The organism is Desulfonatronum thiosulfatophilum (genome assembly GCF_900104215.1).
In the GTDB taxonomy this organism is placed as follows: Bacteria; Desulfobacterota; Desulfovibrionia; order Desulfovibrionales; family Desulfonatronaceae; genus Desulfonatronum; species Desulfonatronum thiosulfatophilum.
The window spans coordinates 75,597-94,256 of sequence record NZ_FMXO01000011.1; the positions used below are offsets into that span (position 1 = coordinate 75,597).

Genomic DNA, 18,660 nt, shown 5'->3' on the forward strand with positions numbered 1-18,660 from the left:
CCCATGTATCGTCCCTTGCCCACCCCCAAGGAAATGAGCCGCTGGGATGCCGCGGCCCAGCAGGATTACGGACTTTTGCAGGAGCTGCTCATGGAGAACGCGTCCCGTGAAGCCCTGGCCGTGCTGCTGCAGGAATACGGTCCGGTCCGGGGCAAACAGGCCGTGCTGCTGGCCGGTCCGGGCAACAACGGCGGCGACGCCTTTGCCCTGGCCAGACACCTGGCTGACCACGGGGCGCTGGTGAGCACGTTCCACGCCAAGCCCGTGGAGTCGTACACCGGGGCGGCCGCCTACCACCTTGGACTGCTTTTGAAACTGCAACTGCCCCTGGTCCCCCTCCTCGATACGCACATCGACCACCTGCCGCCGCCGGACATCCTGGTGGACGGTCTGCTGGGCACCGGCTTTCAGGGAGAAATGCGTCCCGACTACCGGCAATGGATCGCCTACATCAACCGCCTGCCCAGACAGGTCTTCATTCTGGCCCTGGACATCCCCACCGGGCTGAATGGGCTAACGGGCCGCCCTTCCCCCGAAGCCGTGCGGGCCACGACCACGGTCAGCTTCGAGGCCACCAAGATCGGCCTGGCTTTTCCGGAAGCCGCGGCATACGTGGGCAAAGAAGTTGCGCGCCCCATCGGCATCCCGGCCAAGGTAAAACGAACCATGCCCGCCCGGCAGCATCTGCTCGAAGCAAGCCTTCTGGACCAGCTCAACACCGCCTCGGACAACCTGCTCCACAAAGGGCGCGCGGGCCATGTGCTGGTGGCGGGCGGATCACCAGGACTGACCGGGGCCCCTCTTCTGGCCGCGCTGGGAGCCCTGCGCAGCGGCGCCGGGCTGGCCTCAGTGGCCTGCCCTTCCGGGCTGGGCAACGAGATCAAGACCGGCTGGCCCGAGGTCATGCTGTCACCCCTGGGAAATGGCGATTGCTGGAGCGAAGAGTGCGCCCGGGAACTACGCGCCCCCTTGGATCGCTGCGATGCGTTGATTTTAGGCCCAGGGCTCGGTCGTTCTCCAGAAACAGCCGCTTTCTGCCGTTCTGTTCTGCGACTCGATCTGCCGCCTCTGGTCGGCGACGCGGATTTCCTGTTTGCCTTGTCCCGAAACCCTGATCTCTTCGCCCTGCTGCCGGAACATGCCGTCCTTACGCCGCATCCCGGAGAAATGGCCGCGTTGACGGGACTTTCCATTGCCCAGGTGCAGGAGAATCGAATAGAGGTGGCCCGGGAGCACGCCGTAAAATGGAGCGTCGTTTTGGTGCTCAAGGGAGCAGGAACGGTCATTGCTTCCCGGGATGGGGACGTGTATGTATCACCGTTTGCCTGCGCCAACCTGGCCGTGGGCGGTTCCGGGGACGTGCTCTGCGGCGTGGTGGGCGCATTGATGGCCGCCGGACATGAACCGCTCACCGCGGCGAATATCGCGGTATTTTGGCATGGCTTGGCCGGAAAGGCACTGGAGGCACGTTTCCCGGCCCGAGGCAATCTGGCCCGGGAAATTGCGGACATGCTGCCCCATGTGATGAGCCGGTGACATCCACTCACGGTTCGACCAGTCGCAAAATCACATCCTCCTAAAGATCGGATTTCGAATAAAAGGAGCCTTGAAATATGCAGGTTGTCAAAAACATCATGACCAGGGACGTGGTCACCGTGACCCCGGACACGGACATCAACACCGCGGCCGCGATTATGCTGGAAAAGGACTTCAATGGGCTGCCCGTGCTGGACGACCAGGGCGCACTGGTGGGAGTCCTGTGCCAGAGCGATCTTGTGGTCCAGCAACGGGAGTTTCCTCTGCCCTCCTTTTTCACCTTGCTGGGCGGGTTCGTCGCCCTCACCTCCCTGGAGAAGCTCCAGCGCGCCGTGGACAAGATGGCCGCCACAAAGGTCAGCCAAGCCATGACTCTCGACCCGGTCAGCGTCACGCCGGACACTCCGGTGAACAAGGTGGCTGACTTGATGGTGGATAAAAAATTTCACACCGTACCTGTACTGGAAAACAACAAGCTTGTTGGCGTCGTTGGCAAGAAAGACATTCTCCGGCTGCTGGCCAGCGCAGGACAAGCGGACGAGAAATAACCGGAACATAGCATGCTTCCCCTGATCCGTTCCGGATGAGTCGGCGCCAAGACATTATAAAAGCGCCGCATGTTCAAACAGCCTCGCCTGTTCAATTACGTCACAACCGTGAAGCATTCAGGAGCCTTTTCAGGACGAAACCTGAGCGGACCATGCAGCCCCTCCCCTCTTCCCTCCATTTTTTTTTGCAAGACCATGACGCGACCATTGCTCTGGGTGCGTTTCTGGCCGACGTGATGCTGGCTGAGCAATTCTTTCCGGCATTGCTGCTGGACGGAGAACTGGGAGCGGGAAAGACGACTTTCGTGCGCGGCTTGGTGCACGCTTTGCCGGGAGGCGATCAGGCCGAGGTGGCCAGCCCCAGTTTCAACTATCTGAACAACTACCCGACGACTCCAGAGACGTTTCACTTCGATTTCTACCGGCTCCGGGACTTCGGCCCCGACGACGATCTCCTGGACGCTCTTCACGACCCATCGAAGCTCGTGATCGTCGAATGGGCCGCCTACTGCCCTTCGCGTCATCTTCCCACGGATCACTTGGCAATGCGTTTCACCCCGGTTGCGGGGGGCCGCCGTGTGGATGTCGTGTTCAAGGGCAAGAACTCCGAAGGAATAATGGAGAGTTTTGACAAAACTCTTCCCTCAAATTTTCTTTATCACGATGCTATGCAAGGAGCATTTCCCTCATGCGGATCGTAGTCCAAAAATTTGGCGGCACTTCCGTAGCCAACCTGGAGTGCATGCGGAAGGTTATGGAAAAGAACAAGAAAATTCTGGACCAGGGCATCAAGCTGGTGGTCGTGCTTTCGGCCATGTCCGGGGAGACCAACCGTCTTCTGGGCCTGGCCAGACAGTGGAGCAAAAACCCCGATCCCTGGGAAACCGACGCCCTTGTGGCCACCGGCGAACAGGTTTCCGTGGCCCTCTTCGCCATGCTGCTCAAGGACAACGGCATCCGGGCCAGGTCCCTGCTTGGTCACCAGGCCGAGATCCTCACGGACTGCTCCGCCGGCCGGGCGCGGATTCTGGGCATCAATTCCGAACGGATCATGGAATACCTGGAAAAACACGACGTGCTGGTGGTGGCCGGTTTTCAGGGCTGCGATATCCGCCAGCGCATCACCACCCTGGGCCGCGGTGGATCGGATACGTCCGCCGTGGCCATGGCCGCGGCCCTCAAGGCCGAGATGTGTGAAATTTTCACGGATGTGGACGGCGTGTACACCACCGATCCGAACATCTGCCCCAAGGCGCGCAAGATCCCCCGCATTACGTATGACGAGATGCTGGAGATGGCCAGCATGGGCGCCAAGGTGCTGCAGATCCGCTCCGTTCAATTCGCAAAAAAATATCAGGTTCCGGTGCATGTCCGCTCCACGTTTTCGGACGAACCGGGAACCATCGTCACCAAGGAGGAAGAAGGCATGGAAGAAGCAATGGTTTCCAGCATTGCCTACGACAAGGATCAGGCCAGGGTCACACTGATGGACGTGTACGACGAACCCGGAGTGGCGGCGAACATTTTCGCGCCCATCTCGGACGCTGACATTGTGGTGGACATGATTGTCCAGAACCCAAGCCGAGAAGGACGCACGGACATGACCTTCACCGTGCCCCGTGGCGATCTGGATCCGACCCTGAAAATTCTGGAGCGCATCAAGACGGAAATCGGCGCTCCGGCCGTGGTTCACGATGCCCATGTCAGCAAGGTCTCAATCATCGGCGTCGGCATGCGCAATCATTCAGGAGTGGCGGCCATGGCCTTTACTTCGTTGAAGAACGAAGGCATCAACATCCTGATGATCAGTACCTCGGAGATCAAAATTTCCATTCTCCTGGATGAAAAATACACGGAACTCGCGGTGCGTACATTGCACGAAACTTTCGGCCTGGACAGGTCCGACGCCACATAGTGAGCAATTATGACGCACATCAGCATTTATGACACCACGCTGCGGGACGGCACCCAGGCGGAAGACCTGCATCTTTCCACCGAAGACAAGGTCCGCATCGCCCAGAAACTCGATGATCTCGGCATTGCCTACATCGAAGGCGGGTGGCCCGTATCCAATCCCACGGACCAGCAATTTTTCAAGGAAATCAAGAACTACGACCTGAAGCATGCCCGGGTGACCTGTTTCGGCAGCACGCACAACCCCAAGCAGACCCCGGACAAGGACCCCAACCTGAAGTCGGTGATCCAGGCCAAAACGGACGTGATCACCCTGTTCGGCAAGACCTGGGACATTCACGTCAAGGAGGCCTTGCGGACCACACTGGAGCACAATCTGGAGATCATTTCCGGTTCTCTGGCCTTTGTCCGCCCCGAGGTGCGCGAACTGTTCTTCGATGCCGAACACTTTTTCGACGGCTTCAAGGCTCAGCCCGATTACGCCCTGCTCTGCCTGCGCAAGGCCTGGGAAGCCGGCGCGGACGTACTGGTGCTTTGCGACACCAACGGCGGCTGTCTTCCCCATGAAGTGGGCGAGATCGTGGCCCAGGTCCAGAAAGAGCTGCCCGGCGCCAAACTGGGTATCCATACCCACAACGACTCGGAAACCGCCGTGGCCAGTTCCCTGATCGCGGTGCGCAACGGCGCGGTCCAGGTTCAGGGCACCATGAACGGCTACGGCGAGCGCTGTGGCAATGCCAACCTCTGCTCCGTGATTCCCAACCTGCAACTGAAGATGGGCTGCACCTGCCTGCCCGAGGGTCACCTGGAGTTGCTGGCCTCCACATCCCACTTCGTTTCCGAAGTGGCCAACCTGAAGCCGTTTCTGCGCCAGCCGTTCGTGGGCAACTCGGCCTTTGCCCACAAGGGTGGCATCCACGTCAGCGCCGTGACCCGCAACCCCAGGACCTACGAGCACATCGAGCCGGAACTAGTGGGCAACAAGCAGCGGGTCCTGCTTTCGGATCTGGCCGGACGCAGCAACATCCTTTTCAAGGCCAAACAGTTCGGTTTTCACCTGGAAAAGGACGATCCGTTCGTCTCGGAACTGCTGGCCGAAATCAAGACCCGCGAAAGCAAGGGCTATGAATACGCCGCCGCCGAAGCTTCCTTCGAACTTCTTCTCAATCAGACCCTGGGCCGGATGCGCCGCTATTTCTCCCTGCTCAGCTTCCGGGTCATCGACGCCCGCCACGAAGACCAGGCCCAGCCCTGGGCTGAAGCCACGGTGATGATCAAGGTTGGCGGCGTGGTCGAGCACACGGCTGCCGCCGGGCACGGACCGGTCAACGCCCTGGACCATGCCCTGCGCAAGGCCCTGGAACGCTTCTACCCCAATCTCAAGGAAATGCGCCTCCTGGACTTCAAGGTCCGTGTCCTGTCCGCCCAGAACGGCAATTCCGGCACCGCGTCCAACGTCCGGGTGCTCATCGAGTCCGGCGACGCCCAGTCCCGCTGGATAACAGTAGGCGTGTCCCACAACATCATCGAAGCCAGCTGGCAGGCCCTGGAAGATTCCATGAACTACAAGCTGTTCAAGGACGATCAGCACAAACTGCAGCGGATCACAACGGACAAATAAACCCTGATCACGCTCTCCAACCGAGGTAAGGGCGTTACTCAGTCACCCGCGGCAACCTTGGGCGACCGCAAGGGAAGCTCCTCCAAGTCCGTGCTTGTGGCGATGGGATATGCGCCAGGACGACAGATCCCCGCGATTCCCGCTCACTCGAAGGGGCGCACCCTTGCGGTCGCCCTGGGATGGCCGCGATGCTACGGACCATCCGTATTTGAGCGTCCGCCCGCGCGGGTGACCCTCATCTGGCGCGCGTTATCGCTATCCATGATAGACTGCCCGAAATTTCGAGAAGCTACTATCAACCCCACTACTGTTTCTCTACCTTCCACCTCTGACCTTCCGACCTCTGACTTCCGACTTCTGTCCTCTGCATACCATCCTCTGTCTACTACCACTGTTTCTGTGCAAGGAGTTCGTTGAAAGGCACGGAGGGATGATCTGGGCCGAAAGCGCTCCCGGAAAAGAAAGCGTCTTTCGTTTTACCTTGCCTCTCGCGTAACGCATTTCGAAAGAGTCGCTACTCACCCTGAAATTCGGCTTTCAGTGCTGCCCGCCACCTGCTCGGTGCTGAGGCAGACACCTGATGATACGAAACGAACGCTTCAGACGGTTGAACTTGTGAGATCGCCGCACCCCAGTGCGGCACGTATCTACGCCGGAAAAAGCATATAGCACCGGGATGCTGATTCCAACACATCACCCATGTTCTGACTCTCCCGGATGAGACGTTGCGCACTGGGATGCGGTGCTCCCAAAGCCGCGGTGCAGACCAAGACGGACGCGGCTGAACATCAGGCGGTGTGAAATAATCATTGACCTAACGGCAATCCTTGAATTAAATTCACCATAATTGACCTGATTTAGACTGACACACAACCGCCGTTTGGTAGTGAGAGTGCGACATGATCACCAGTGAATTCTACGACAACTACCTGCAAGGCCTGCTGGCCGGAAACAGACAACACTGCAGCGGCATGGTGGAAGATCTGCTGGAGCGGAACATTCCCGTCCAGGACTTGTATCTCGACCTGTTCCAGCGCTCCATGTATGATGTGGGCAATTTGTGGGAAGAGAACAAGATTTCCGTGGCTGTGGAGCATTTGGCAACATCCGTCACGGAAAGCCTTCTGTCCCTGGTCTATCCGATTATCTTCTCCGCCGAGCACAACGGAAAAAAGGCGATCATTTCCTGTGTCGCCAATGAATACCATCAAATTGGCGGCAAGATGGTCGCGGACATTCTTGAACTGCACGGCTGGGACGGATACTTCCTGGGCGCGAACACGCCGGTGGACGCGCTGCTGAAAATGATTGCCGACAAGCAACCCGATCTGGTGGGATTGTCCTTGAGCATCTCCCACAACATGTCCAGCCTCCATGCAATCGTGGACAGAATTCGGACGGATTTCCCGGATCTTCCGGTGATTGTCGGCGGCCAGGCCTTCCGCTGGCAAGGAATGGACATAGAACGGCAGCACGACCGAGTGGAGCTCGTCTCGTCGCTGACCCATCTTCAAGACTATATCGCTGAGGCCTGATGGATGGCTGATATGCCCCTGGAACAGGCATTGGCGGATTTCATCTTTCAGGACGCCTCCATCATTATGATGGTCCTGGACAGGGAAGAACGCATTCTCAAGACCAATGCCTACACGGAAAACCTGGTGGGGCGACCTCTCGCCGGAATCCGTTTCACCGACCTGCTGGTTGACTTCACGAATTCCTTCTCGGTGCCGGAGGCGGTTAAATCCACCGATCCCCACCGGCTCAATCTGCCCTCCCACACGGGTCTGCCCCAGACCTTCTACTTCCACTTCAAGGAACAGGGAGACGAAGTCCTGGTTCTGGGCGAGCAGAACAGCCAGGAAGTAGAGCATCTGCAACAGAGCATGGTACGGTTGAACAACGACTTCACCAACCTGAACAGGCAACTGCAAAAATCCAATGCCGAACTGGCGAGACTCAACGATCTCAAAAACCAGCTCCTGGGCATGGCCGCCCACGACATGCGCAACCCCATCGGCGCGATCCTGAATCTGAGCTGCTTCTTGCTGGATGAAACCGGCCAGGAACTCAGCCCGGAACACTTGCAGTTCCTGACCCTGATTCATTCCTCCAGCCGGTTCATGCTCTCCCTGCTGGACGACCTGCTGGATTTTGCCAAAATCGAGGCCGGCAAGCTGGACCTGCACCTGCAACCCACGGATCTTATTGAACTGATCAGAAAAAACGTGGCGCTGAATCAGGTTCTGGCGGACAGAAAAAATATCCAAATCCACTTCCATCATTACGAGAAACTGCCGCCGGTTGTCATGGATGCCATGAAAATCGAGCAGGTCCTCAGCAACCTGATCTCCAACGCCATAAAATTCTCCGCTTCAGGAACAACGATCAAGGTCAATATATTGCAAAGCGGGGATCACGCCACGGTGTCCGTGACTGACCAGGGCCCAGGCATACCAGATGCGGAACTGCACAAGCTTTTCCAGCCCTTCTCCAAGACCAGCGTTCGCAGCACCGACGGTGAAAAATGCACAGGGCTGGGATTGGCCATCGTGCGCAAGATCATTCTCGGACATCTGGGCAAGATCTGGATCCGAAGCGAAGTGGGCAAAGGCTCGACCTTCTTCTTTTCCCTGCCGTTGCCGTAAGGCCTCCCTCCTCCACTGCTATTCCGAAAATTCAAGGTTGATGAGTGCCTTTTTTTGGGGCAGACTATCAGCTTTGATATGTGAATTGCGGAAACAGCCGCATCTGACGACCCCTGGGCCTCGCGGGCCTTGGTTACAGCGGAGGTACGGCATGGAGCTTTGGCAGGAACAACTGCAAGACTTTGTACATACTCTTGAGAGACTTAAACGGCATATCAACGTGACGGAACAGGAGGAACAGGCCATCACGGAAATGCCGACTCGCTGGGGCACGACCCCGTATTTTGCCGGACTGATGGACAGGGACGACCCGAATTGCCCGATTCGGCGACAGGTCGTTCCCAGCATCCAGGAACAGCAAAACAAGTACGGCATCCCCAATTATCTCATCTGGAAAGAAAACAGAAACACGGATGAAGTCCGGCCGGACTCCATTGCCAGGCAGTACACGGACCGGGTGGCTTTTACGGTCACAGACGTCTGCGCCAATTACTGCCGACACTGCTTCCGCAAGGAACTGGTGGTCGATCAGGAATTGAAGCTGCGATTCGATGTCGAGGAAGGTCTGGACTGGATCCGGGAACATCCTGAGGTGCGGGACGTCTTGATCACCGGAGGGGATCCGTTTCTGCTCTCCGACGATAAGCTGGACTATCTGATCCGCAAGCTGCGGGAAATGCCCCACCTGCAAATGATCCGCTTCGGCACCCGCACCCCCATTGTCCTTCCCCACCGCATTACCAATGGGTTGAGGAAGGTGCTCTCAGGACGGCATGACATTCCCATCTGGATCAACACCCAATGCAACCACCCTCGGGAAATCACGGATCTGACCGCACAGGGGATCTACGATCTTCTGACCTGCGGCGTGAACGTAGGCAACCAGGCTGTGCTGCTCAAGGGCATCAACGACGATGTCGAGACCTTCCGCGAACTGCATCAAAAGCTGCTGACCGTCCGGATACGACCGTATTATGTATTTTATTGCGAGCCCGCGCCGGGAATCGACCATTTCCGGACGCCCGTGGAAAAAGGCGCGGAATTGATCCGCGACGCCATTCGCGGCCATACCACCGGCCTGGCGCAACCCATGTACGTAATCGCCACGAGAATCGGCAAGATCCCCCTCATGCCCGACTACTACATCCAGGCCAAGAACGAAAAGGAATACACTCTGCGCAATTACCAGGGCAAGACAACCCCCTGGCCGACCATATCTGAGTAATCCCATCCCGGAGAAAGCAAATTGGCCACGATAGGCCGTTCCTTTCTTCGAAAATAAAACAAGGGCGCCCGCAAGGGGCGCCCCTATGTTTTTCAACTCTTTTCCCGTTTGCCCCCCTTGCGGGAGCCCGGTGAATCACCTCTCAAATCATCAGGTAATTTCCGAGTTCCCTCGGCGTGACATGGGTGCGGTGTTCCTCCCAGCTCGCGATTTTCAAGCACATGTAATGCTTGTAGATGCTTTCGCCCAGGAGCTTGCGTAAAAATTCGCTCCGCTCCGCCTCAACCAGGGCCTCGTACATGCTCCGGGGCAGGAATCGTTCATCCCAGACCCGACATTCCTGATAATTGCGGTACACGCATCCCATGTCCGGCGCACCGCACTCGATCCCTTCCCTGATCCCCTGGATTCCCATCTCGATCAGGGCGGCCATTTGCAGATAGACGTTTCCCGAAGGATCCGGGCTGCGCAGTTCCAGGCGCATGCTTTGCGCGTCCGTACAGTACGGCAGTCGCACCATCGAACTGCGGTTCTTGATCCCCCAGCCGACAACCATGGGAGCCTCCCGTTCCGCAACGTAGGCCTTGTAGGAGTTGTAGGTCGACGCCATGACGATCGAGGTCTGCCGAGCGTACTTCAGTATCCCCCCGATAAACTGTCGTGCCTGGCGACTCAGCATGTGCTCGTCGTCGGCATCGTAGAACAGATTCGCCCCATCCCCGTCCCACATGGAGATATGCATGTGAAATGCGCTGCGATTCTGGCCGTCGAAAGGCTTGGGCATCAAGGTCATGTACATGCCGTGTTCGGCGGCGACCCGTTCGGCGACATAGTTGAACAGGACCGTTCTGTCGGCGGCGGACAGGGCGTCGGTATGTTCAAGGTTTATCTCGTGCTGGGAAGCAGTTACCTCGTGATGCGTCTTTTCATGGCGGATTCCGCATCGTTTGAGGGTTCGAATAATCTCGTTGCGAACTTCGCCGCCCTTGTCATGCGGGTCCGAATGAAAATATCCCGCCTTGTCGGAATGAATGTTCTTCGAGAAATCATCGCTTTTCAGAAGAAAAAACTCATGCTCCGGGGCAACCTGAAACCGCACTCCGAACTCTTGTTCCGCCTTTTCCAGCGTGCGCTCCAGGACGGCCCGGGGATCGGAGTGCGCACGCCCACCCAGAAGATTCATGATCTTGGCGATGCAAAAGCCGATTCGCTCATTGGCGAATTCAAGAACGCGGTAACTCTCCGGAACCGGGAGAAGCAGCCGGTCACTATCGTCCACCGTGGTGATGCCGGCGATGGAACTGCCGTCGAATCCCACGCCTTTGTCGATGATCCGCTCCATGTATTCCGGGTTGATGATCAACGTCCTGAGCCGACCATTGAGATCAGTAAAAAAGATCTTGATGAATTCAACATCAGTGTACCTCTCACCTGAATTCGCGATGACAATTGAATCTTCCTGGTTCACGCTCCCCTCCTGAGACGATTGTGATCTATGTTTGCAAATGGTGTTCTCTTATTGAACGAAACTTTGTAATTATTCAGCAAATTCTGATCATAAGTCGAAAAATGGTCCGGCTTGCCTTGATTTTGCGGACTCGCATATTTGACTGAGCCAGGATTCATTCATCGACCATTGCCAAGAGCGTTGGGCTGCAATCATAGCAAAATACCGATCAAACCACGCCGAGCAATCTACCTTGCCAAGCCGAAACGACATGGTCTGAGCGCCTGGATCAATACTGACCAGCTGTATTCGATGCTGTCAATGTTTACGCTGAATTTTTTGGAACTGAGGGAATTGACGAGGGAAGCGCTGGAATCCTTCAGGTATGCAGTCAAATTGCGTGGAGAAACTTCTGCGGCACTACCCGGCAGTACGTATTCTCATTACCATCGCCTTTATTGCCAATCATGGCAAAAACGTCCTGCTCCAGGACGCTGGGGGTATATCGACAAGCCCTACCAACTGCGGGATCTGACGCCCAAAACCTGAGAGATCCTGGATGCGAACTGAGAGAATTATTGGAGAACCGGATCGTCCCGCGATTCGATCATCAACCAATTTCGCCAGCCGTTTCCCAACTCACGACTTATTCTTTCTAGACCTGACTCTCTGGACCGAAACCATGGCATCCAGATCAAACTTGCTGATCTTGTAGCCCATCTGTCGCTGGCTCAGCCCAAGCTCCTTGGCCGCCCTGGCCTGGACCCAGCCATTGCGACCCAGAGCGGCAATGATTTCACGTTTTTCCATCTCTCGGAGCAGGGCCGGCTTATCCACGGCCTGAGCTGTCCCTGAAGCTGAAGGGCTGTCCGTCCGCGTTGACGGCCGGGAACCGAGAAAAGGTTCGATCAGCTCCGGCTGGATACGATCCTGCTCGCTGAGGATCACCAAACGCTCGATCAGGTTTTCCATCTCCCGAACGTTTCCTGGCCAGTCATGGGCCTTCAGCAGTTCAAGAGCGTCGATGGAAAAATGGATTTCCCGGTTATACTCCCGGCTGACCTTGCGCAGAAAGTGGATCAGCAGGCCTTCGATATCCTCCTTGCGCTCCCGGAGCGCGGGAGTATGGATCGGAAAAACGTTTAACCGGTAGAACAGATCCGGCCGAAAGGCCCCCTGGTTGGACAACGCCTCCAGATCCTTGTTCGTGGCGGCCAGAATACGCACATCCACCCTGCGGGTCTTGTTGCTGCCCAGGCGCTCGAATTCCTTCTCCTGGATAAACCGCAACAGCTTGGCCTGCAGTCCCAGGGGCAGCTCGCCGATTTCATCCAGAAAGATGCTCCCGTTGTCAGCTTCCTCGAATTTGCCGGGCTTGGCGGCCATGGCCCCGGTGAACGCCCCTTTCTCAAAGCCGAACAGTTCCGATTCAAGCAGGTTTTCCGGAATCGAGGCGCAGTTGACCTTGATGAACGGAAACTTTTTGCGCTCCGAAAGATCATGGATGATCCGGCCGATCAACGTCTTTCCGGTCCCGGATTCTCCCTGCAGCAGGACAGTGGCCTTGGTCGGCGCGACCCGCTGAATTTGCCGCTGAACTTCCTGCATGGCCGAGCTGCGTCCGACAATATAGGGACCGTCCGTCCCCTTGGAGACCTTGTACCGCAGCGAGGCGTTCTCCGCCCGCAGGTTCTGGAACTGCTCGTTCAGGCTGACGAACTGGGCAATGAGCACGGCCACGACCTGCAAAAACTCGATGTCTTCCTGGGTGGAGACATGGTCTCCAAACAGCCGGTCCACGTTCAAGACGCCGATGGGAATACCCTGGAGGGTGATGGGCACGCCGATGAAGGTCAGGTGCTGTTTTTCCAGGGTCCTGGACTGGGTTTTGTTCAGGAACAGGGGTTCTTTGCGAATATCCGGGACGGCATACGGCTTGCCCGTCTGGAATATCCGTCCAGTGACCCCCTCGTCCAAACGATAGACTCCGCGCCGCATTTCTTCCGGCGTCAGCCCATGGGACGCGGTAATGAAGAGCATCCCGGTCTTGCGGTCCAGGAGCGTCACGGTTGCCCGTTTCATGCTCAAGTTGTCCGACATGATGCGCAAAACTTCCAACAAGATGTTTTCCAGATCCGGCAGATGGGCGATTATCTCACAGATGCTGGAAAGGACATGCAGTTTGAGATCTCTGGTGTCTGGGTTCATGTCCTGCTTAACGCAAGAACTATTCCATTTATGTATATCTATTAAATACATTATTTTTAAAAGTTAATTATTATCTTGTTCATCACATCCTGAGATCTCTCCGACAAAATGAGCAAAACAAAAAATAATATTTACCAATTTGTTAAACATCCGCCTTTGCTCTATAGCGAAATTTATTTTTCATCGTCCAGGCAAAGCCCCGGGAACACGGGGCTCCGTACCCGCTCTTCAAGAACTGCGAGTGCAGAGCCTCGCGTTCCCAGCAAAGGCCGCCCATTACCCTCGAAACGTTCTTCGATACGTTCGAATCCGTGTTTTTCCGTGTTCCGAGGGCTGCCCTGGCCTTTCGTAGGGAAATCGAAGTTTCGCTGTAGTGTTAGTTGATGATGATTGTGAACTGACCATCTTGATGTTCATTCCTTGAAGAAGCCAGCAACAGGAGTTCCTCATCCCGCAGCGGCCTGGCGAGCTGACCGGAGAGAGTCCGGACATGGTTGCCAAGTTCCTCGACATCCCGGCGCGGCAGGATGATGCCGAGCCGACGGATTGCCGCGGACACTGCCGCGGTACCGGATTTCATTCCCACGGCTGTTTTCCGATGAGCCCCGATGCCCTCAGGTGCAAAAGGCTCAAACAGTGCAGGGTCCGCGGCCAAGCCATGCAGATGCAGGCCGGATTCGCAGGCGAAAATGTCCTGCCCCAGGAGGACCTTGTTGCGGGCAATGGGAATACGGGCTGCTTCGCCGACCATTCGGGCGAGGTTGAGGATTTCAAATTGATCATACCCGGCCCTCCCCCGAACATTGAGGTGAGCGCTGACTTCTTCCAGGGCCGCGATTCCGGCACGCTCCCCGATGCCCAGAGCCGAAACGTCCACGCAGTGCGCTCCGGCGGCCAATGCGGTGATCGCGTTGGCCGTGGCCATTCCAAAATCATTATGGCCGTGAAAGCCCACCTCCAGCCTAGTCCGGTCAACGAACAGTCCCACCAACTCCGCCGTTTCCAGAGGCATGAGCAGACCAACGGTATCCGAAAGACGGACCCTGTGGCCTCCACATTCCTGCACCACTTTTGCCGCTTCCAGGGCAAACTCTCGATCAGCCCGGGAAACGTCTTCCAGGCCGATGCTCAGAAATTCGAACGGCAAGGAGACCGACTCCTCAAGGACTCGCTGCAGACGATCCAGAAGTCCGGCCCGGTCCAGGCTCAGCCGCTTTTCAATATGCGCATCCGACACCGGAACGCCGAAATGAACTCTCCGCACGCCCTGCTCGGCCAAAGCCCGCAGGTCTCTGGAGCGCAGCGGCGACCAGACCGTCAAGGACGTCCGTTCGTCAGGATCAATCCGACGCGCATGACGAAGCAACTCCGGCAGCCCCTCCTGACCGACCCAGCCGATTTCGACTTCATCCACCCGGGCCCGCACAAGTCCTGTCAGGATGCGCCGGCGCAACTCTTCCGTGAAGTATACTCCGAACATCTGCGCTCCCTCGCGCAAGGTGCTGTCGATAAGCATTTTTCCTTCCTTTATTCCAATTGGCATTGTTATCAGGAATGAAATCGCAATCGAAATCGATATCGAAATCGTAATCGTATTGCGAGTTTCGTTATCTATTTGTTTCTTCGATTACGATTTCGATTGCGATTGCGATTTTGATTTCGACCAGGAGCATGCGCTGGCTATTCGTGAATTGAACGAAAATTTGAATTTTTATTCGCAGATTACCTAGTGTGATCTGCGGACAGTCCTTGCACAGTTGAAGCATCTTCAGTGCCAACTGAGACTCGGTTGAGACTCCATGGCGCCAGGAGCTGCTTTCGGCCCGCCCGTGAAGCGCCGGTGAAGCCAAATCTCCCAGCGCGAAAATCATCTTCTGCCTTTTCCGCCCCCCCCGCCCCTGACAACCATACATTCCTTTTTGCACCATCATACAAATTTGTCATTCATTCTTGTCGTGTCCTCGCAAAGAATAAACACCCCTCAAACCTGGCCAAAGAAGTCATTTAATTATTTATAATTATAAACAATAACTTGAATTTTCAAACGTGATTTCAACAGTGGCACGCTCCTTGCCCTACGCCTTCCATCTCAACACTTCAATTCGGGAGGAACGCATGCGCAAGGTTGCCATTTATGGAAAGGGCGGAATCGGAAAATCCACGACAACACAGAATACCGTCGCCGCTCTCGCTGAAATGGGACGCAAGGTGATGATCGTGGGATGCGATCCCAAGGCGGACTCCACACGGTTGCTGCTGCACGGTCTGCATCAGCGTACGGTCTTGGACACCCTACGTGAAGAAGGCGAGGACGTGGAGCTGGAAGATGTTCTCCTTGGAGGATTCGGTGGGACCCTCTGCACGGAGTCCGGAGGTCCCGAGCCCGGTGTCGGCTGCGCCGGCCGGGGCATTATCACCAGCATCAATTTGCTGGAGCAGCTTGGCGCGTACAAGGAAGACAAGAACCTGGACTACGTTTTTTACGACGTTCTGGGCGACGTGGTCTGCGGCGGTTTCGCAATGCCCATTCGCGAGGGCAAGGCTCAGGAGATCTACATCGTCGTATCGGGGGAAATGATGGCCATGTACGCGGCCAACAACATCTGCAAGGGCATCGTCAAATTCGCCGAGGCAGGTGGCGTGCGGTTGGGTGGACTGATCTGCAACAGCCGTAATGTGGACAATGAGCGGGAAATGATCGTGCAGCTGGCCAAGCGGTTGGGATCCCAGATGATCCACTTCGTGCCCAGGGACAACATGGTGCAGCGGGCCGAAATCAACCGCAAGACGGTCATCGACTTCGATCCTAAGCATTCCCAGGCCGATGAATATCGAACCCTGGCCAAGAAGGTCGACGGCAACGACATGTTCGTGGTCCCCAAACCCCTGGAGATCGATGAACTGGAAAAGCTGCTCATCGATTACGGAATCGCCAATTAACAAGCGATTTCTGGGCGAACTGCAAGTCGAACAACACGCAATTCAAAGGAGAACCAACGATGTTGATCATGGTCAGGGCGATAGTGCGGCCCGAAAAGGCGGATGGTGTTTTGAAGGCGCTGATGGATGCCGGGTATCCGGCGGTGACGAAGTTTTCAGTGGCCGGTCGCGGCAAGCAGCGCGGCATCAAGATCGGGGAGATCACCTACGACGAGATTCCCAAGGTGCTGCTGTTGAGCGTGGTGGGTGAGAACGACAAGGATTTCGTGGTCAAGACGATCATGGAAGCCGCCCGCTCCGGTGATAAGGGCGCCTTCGGCGACGGCAAGATTTTTCTCAGCCCGGTGGAGGAAATGTACACCATCAGTTCCGGAATCAAGGAGACCGAAGGGGCGAACCTGAAGGGGGTCGGGGTATGAAGGAAATAACCGCGGTCATCCGGATGAACATGGTCAACAAGACCAAGGAAGCCCTGGCCGAGGCGGGCGTTCCGGCATTCTTCGCCCTGGAGGCCCAGGGCCGGGGCAAGGGGCTGATCAACTCGGCACTGCTCCAGGGAGCGGCCAAGGGCTACGAAGAGGCCGCCGAGTTGTTGGGCGAAAAAGGCAGGCTGTATCCCAAGCGCGTCTTTACCGTCGTGGTTGAAGACACCCAGGTGGAAGACGTGGTGACGACGATCATGGAAGTGAACAGGACCGGCAAGCCCGGTGACGGAAAAATATTCGTCGCTCCGGTGTTCGACTCGGTCCGGGTCCGCACCGGTGAGCGAGGCGCAAAATCCATCGACTAAAGTCGGCCAAGCTGGAGGAAGCATGAGCACCATTACAAAGAAGAAAAAAGTCGTTCAGATGGATCCCGCCGATCTGGTGCAGGATCTGTTGAAAAAATATCCGACCAAGGTGGCCAGGAAGCGGGCCAAACAGATCATGGTCAAGGAAGCGGAAGGCGCGTCCACTCCGGAAATGGGCGCCAACGTCCGCACCATTCCCGGCATCATCACCATGCGCGGCTGCACCTACGCCGGTTGCAAGGGCGTCATTCTCGGCCCGACCCGGGACATCGTGAACATCACCCATGGCCCCATCGGCTGCGGGTTCTACTCCTGGTTGACCCGGCGCAATCAGACCCACACCGAAACGGATGCCGATGAAAACTTCATGCCCTACGCCTTTTCCACGGACATGAACGAGAACGACATCGTCTTCGGCGGGGAAAAGAAGCTTAAGCAGGCCATCAAGGAAGCCTACGAGCTGTTCCATCCCAAGGCCATCGCCATCTTCTCCACCTGCCCCGTGGGCCTGATCGGCGACGATGTGCACGCCGTGGCCAGGGAAATGAAGGAGGAACTGGGCATCAACGTCTTCGGGTTCAGCTGCGAAGGGTACAAGGGCGTCAGCCAGTCCGCGGGCCACCACATCGCCAACAACCAGATCTTCAAGCACGTGGTCGGTACCAAGGAAGAAATCAAGGTCGGCGAGTTCAAGATCAACCTGCTGGGCGAATACAACATCGGCGGAGACGGCTTCGAGATCGACCGGATCATGGACAAGTGCGGGATCACCGTGGTCTCCACCTTCAGCGGCAACTCCACCTACGACCAGTTCGCCACGTCCCACACCGCGGACCTGAACACGGTCATGTGCCACCGCTCCATCAACTACGTGGCCGAGATGATGGAGAGCAAGTACGGGATTCCCTGGATCAAGGTGAATTTCATCGGCGCCGAGGCCACGGCCAAATCCCTGCGCAAGATCGCCCAGTATTTCGATTCGCCAAAGCTGACCGAGCGCGTGGAAGCCGTGATCGCCGAGGAAATGCCGGAGGTGAGGCAGGTCATGGACGATGTCCGCTCCCGAACCGAAGGCAAGACGGCCATGCTCTTCGTGGGCGGTTCCCGTGCCCACCACTACCAGGAGTTGTTCAACGAAATCGGGATGCGGACCATTTCCGCGGGCTACGAGTTCGCCCACCGCGACGACTACGAGGGCCGGCACGTCATACCGGACATCAAGATCGACGCGGACAGCCGGAACATCGAGGAGCTGGAAGTCGAGCCGTGCACCAAAGACTACAATCCGCGCAAGACCGATGAAGAGCTGAAAAAGCTCGATGAAGAGGGATTCAAGTTCAAGGAATACGCCGGAATGATCCCGGACATGGAGAACAAGTCCCTGGTGATCGACGACCTGAACCAGTACGAGGCTGAGAAGCTGATCGAAATCATGAAACCGGACATCTTCTGCGCCGGGATCAAGGAAAAGTATTCCGTCCAGAAGCTGGGCATCCCGCTGAAACAGCTCCACAACTACGACATCGGCGGACCGTATGCCGGATTCAAGGGCGCGGTGAACTTCTACCATGACATCGACCGCATGGTGAACAGCAAAGTCTGGTCCTACCTCAAGGCGCCCTGGCAGGAAAAGCCGGAACTGTCCGCGACGTATGTTTGGGAGTGATGGAGGTCGGAGGTCAGAGGTCAGAGGGTCAGAGGTAAGGGGTAAGGGATCGGGATTCGGAAGTTTGGAATTCAGAAGTTGGATTTGGGAGTTGGAGAATCAAACATTTGTTATCCG

Annotated in this window: 16 protein-coding genes; 13 read left to right on the plus strand and 3 right to left on the minus strand. The window is 56.7% G+C overall.

Annotated features, from left to right (window positions below; translation table 11 throughout):
- The first annotated feature begins 3 nt into the window (after positions 1 to 3).
- The 9 genes from BLP93_RS10405 (at position 4) to BLP93_RS10440 (ending at position 9,492) form a co-directional block, all read left to right on the plus strand.
- Positions 4 to 1,536, plus strand: a complete 1,533-nt coding sequence (locus tag BLP93_RS10405; protein ID WP_092121063.1) for an NAD(P)H-hydrate dehydratase — start codon at positions 4 to 6, stop codon at positions 1,534 to 1,536.
- Between the two features lie 77 nt (positions 1,537 to 1,613).
- A complete protein-coding gene (locus tag BLP93_RS10410) occupies positions 1,614 to 2,084 on the plus strand; it encodes a CBS domain-containing protein (protein ID WP_092121066.1) in 471 nt (156 codons plus the stop codon).
- 152 nt (positions 2,085 to 2,236) lie between these two features.
- A complete protein-coding gene (gene tsaE / locus BLP93_RS10415) occupies positions 2,237 to 2,785 on the plus strand; it encodes a tRNA (adenosine(37)-N6)-threonylcarbamoyltransferase complex ATPase subunit type 1 TsaE (protein ID WP_092121069.1) in 549 nt (182 codons plus the stop codon).
- Positions 2,773 to 3,999, plus strand: coding sequence for an aspartate kinase (locus BLP93_RS10420; RefSeq protein ID WP_092121072.1), 1,227 nt, complete (start codon positions 2,773 to 2,775; stop codon positions 3,997 to 3,999). Before tsaE ends, BLP93_RS10420 begins: the two co-directional genes overlap by 13 nt.
- Positions 4,000 to 4,008: 9 nt before the next feature.
- Positions 4,009 to 5,619 carry a citramalate synthase gene (gene cimA, locus BLP93_RS10425; RefSeq protein ID WP_092121075.1) on the plus strand — a complete coding sequence of 537 codons (1,611 nt, stop codon included), beginning with the start codon at positions 4,009 to 4,011 and terminating at the stop codon, positions 5,617 to 5,619.
- Between the two features lie 397 nt (positions 5,620 to 6,016).
- Entirely contained in the window at positions 6,017 to 6,115 is a 99-nt protein-coding gene (locus BLP93_RS17610; RefSeq protein ID WP_341844798.1) for an ATP-binding protein, read from the plus strand.
- 403 nt (positions 6,116 to 6,518) lie between these two features.
- On the plus strand, positions 6,519 to 7,154 hold the full coding sequence (locus tag BLP93_RS10430) for a cobalamin B12-binding domain-containing protein (protein ID WP_092121078.1): 636 nt from the start codon (positions 6,519 to 6,521) through the stop codon (positions 7,152 to 7,154).
- Between the two features lie 3 nt (positions 7,155 to 7,157).
- Positions 7,158 to 8,267, plus strand: a complete 1,110-nt coding sequence (locus BLP93_RS10435) for a sensor histidine kinase (protein WP_092121081.1) — start codon at positions 7,158 to 7,160, stop codon at positions 8,265 to 8,267.
- A gap of 151 nt (positions 8,268 to 8,418) precedes the next feature.
- Positions 8,419 to 9,492: a KamA family radical SAM protein gene (locus BLP93_RS10440; RefSeq protein ID WP_092121084.1), complete on the plus strand. Its 1,074-nt coding sequence runs from the start codon at positions 8,419 to 8,421 to the stop codon at positions 9,490 to 9,492.
- Between the two features lie 142 nt (positions 9,493 to 9,634).
- On the opposite strand, the gene BLP93_RS10445 is transcribed toward BLP93_RS10440, so the two are convergent.
- The 3 genes from BLP93_RS10445 to BLP93_RS10455 all read right to left on the minus strand — a co-directional run bounded on the left by BLP93_RS10445 (position 9,635) and on the right by BLP93_RS10455 (position 14,663).
- Positions 9,635 to 10,960, minus strand: coding sequence for a glutamine synthetase family protein (locus tag BLP93_RS10445; protein ID WP_244148719.1), 1,326 nt, complete (start codon positions 10,958 to 10,960; stop codon positions 9,635 to 9,637).
- Positions 10,961 to 11,578: 618 nt separating this feature from the next.
- Positions 11,579 to 13,147: a sigma 54-interacting transcriptional regulator gene (locus BLP93_RS10450; protein WP_092121087.1), complete on the minus strand. Its 1,569-nt coding sequence runs from the start codon at positions 13,145 to 13,147 to the stop codon at positions 11,579 to 11,581.
- Between the two features lie 376 nt (positions 13,148 to 13,523).
- Positions 13,524 to 14,663 (minus strand): LeuA family protein, encoded by a 1,140-nt coding sequence (locus BLP93_RS10455; protein WP_092121090.1) that lies wholly within the window; start codon positions 14,661 to 14,663, stop codon positions 13,524 to 13,526.
- 599 nt (positions 14,664 to 15,262) lie between these two features.
- Between BLP93_RS10455 and nifH the strand changes: the two genes are divergently transcribed.
- From nifH to nifD, 4 genes are read left to right on the plus strand one after another with little or no spacing between them, the layout of a single operon-like run.
- Complete coding sequence (gene nifH / locus BLP93_RS10465; protein WP_092121096.1) at positions 15,263 to 16,087, plus strand: nitrogenase iron protein; 825 nt, start codon at positions 15,263 to 15,265, stop codon at positions 16,085 to 16,087.
- Positions 16,088 to 16,146: 59 nt separating this feature from the next.
- Positions 16,147 to 16,506, plus strand: coding sequence for a P-II family nitrogen regulator (locus tag BLP93_RS10470; protein ID WP_092121099.1), 360 nt, complete (start codon positions 16,147 to 16,149; stop codon positions 16,504 to 16,506).
- Positions 16,503 to 16,877, plus strand: a complete 375-nt coding sequence (locus BLP93_RS10475; protein WP_092121102.1) for a P-II family nitrogen regulator — start codon at positions 16,503 to 16,505, stop codon at positions 16,875 to 16,877. Before BLP93_RS10470 ends, BLP93_RS10475 begins: the two co-directional genes overlap by 4 nt.
- 22 nt (positions 16,878 to 16,899) lie before the next feature.
- Positions 16,900 to 18,543: a nitrogenase molybdenum-iron protein alpha chain gene (nifD, locus tag BLP93_RS10480; RefSeq protein ID WP_208596619.1), complete on the plus strand. Its 1,644-nt coding sequence runs from the start codon at positions 16,900 to 16,902 to the stop codon at positions 18,541 to 18,543.
- Positions 18,544 to 18,660 lie beyond the last annotated feature (117 nt).

Excerpts from the sequence above, each read along its gene's own strand:
- BLP93_RS10405 (WP_092121063.1), top strand. The coding sequence starts at position 4 with ATGTATCGTCCCTTGCCCACCCCCAAGGAAATGAGCCGCTGGGATGCC.
- BLP93_RS10410 (WP_092121066.1), top strand. The coding sequence starts at position 1,614 with ATGCAGGTTGTCAAAAACATCATGACCAGGGACGTGGTCACCGTGACC.
- tsaE (WP_092121069.1), top strand. The coding sequence starts at position 2,237 with ATGCAGCCCCTCCCCTCTTCCCTCCATTTTTTTTTGCAAGACCATGAC.
- BLP93_RS10420 (WP_092121072.1), top strand. The coding sequence starts at position 2,773 with ATGCGGATCGTAGTCCAAAAATTTGGCGGCACTTCCGTAGCCAACCTG.
- cimA (WP_092121075.1), top strand. The coding sequence starts at position 4,009 with ATGACGCACATCAGCATTTATGACACCACGCTGCGGGACGGCACCCAG.
- BLP93_RS10430 (WP_092121078.1), top strand. The coding sequence starts at position 6,519 with ATGATCACCAGTGAATTCTACGACAACTACCTGCAAGGCCTGCTGGCC.
- BLP93_RS10435 (WP_092121081.1), top strand. The coding sequence starts at position 7,158 with ATGGCTGATATGCCCCTGGAACAGGCATTGGCGGATTTCATCTTTCAG.
- BLP93_RS10440 (WP_092121084.1), top strand. The coding sequence starts at position 8,419 with ATGGAGCTTTGGCAGGAACAACTGCAAGACTTTGTACATACTCTTGAG.
- BLP93_RS10450 (WP_092121087.1), bottom strand. The coding sequence starts at position 13,147 with ATGAACCCAGACACCAGAGATCTCAAACTGCATGTCCTTTCCAGCATC.
- BLP93_RS10455 (WP_092121090.1), bottom strand. The coding sequence starts at position 14,663 with ATGCTTATCGACAGCACCTTGCGCGAGGGAGCGCAGATGTTCGGAGTA.
- nifH (WP_092121096.1), top strand. The coding sequence starts at position 15,263 with ATGCGCAAGGTTGCCATTTATGGAAAGGGCGGAATCGGAAAATCCACG.
- BLP93_RS10470 (WP_092121099.1), top strand. The coding sequence starts at position 16,147 with ATGTTGATCATGGTCAGGGCGATAGTGCGGCCCGAAAAGGCGGATGGT.
- BLP93_RS10475 (WP_092121102.1), top strand. The coding sequence starts at position 16,503 with ATGAAGGAAATAACCGCGGTCATCCGGATGAACATGGTCAACAAGACC.
- nifD (WP_208596619.1), top strand. The coding sequence starts at position 16,900 with ATGAGCACCATTACAAAGAAGAAAAAAGTCGTTCAGATGGATCCCGCC.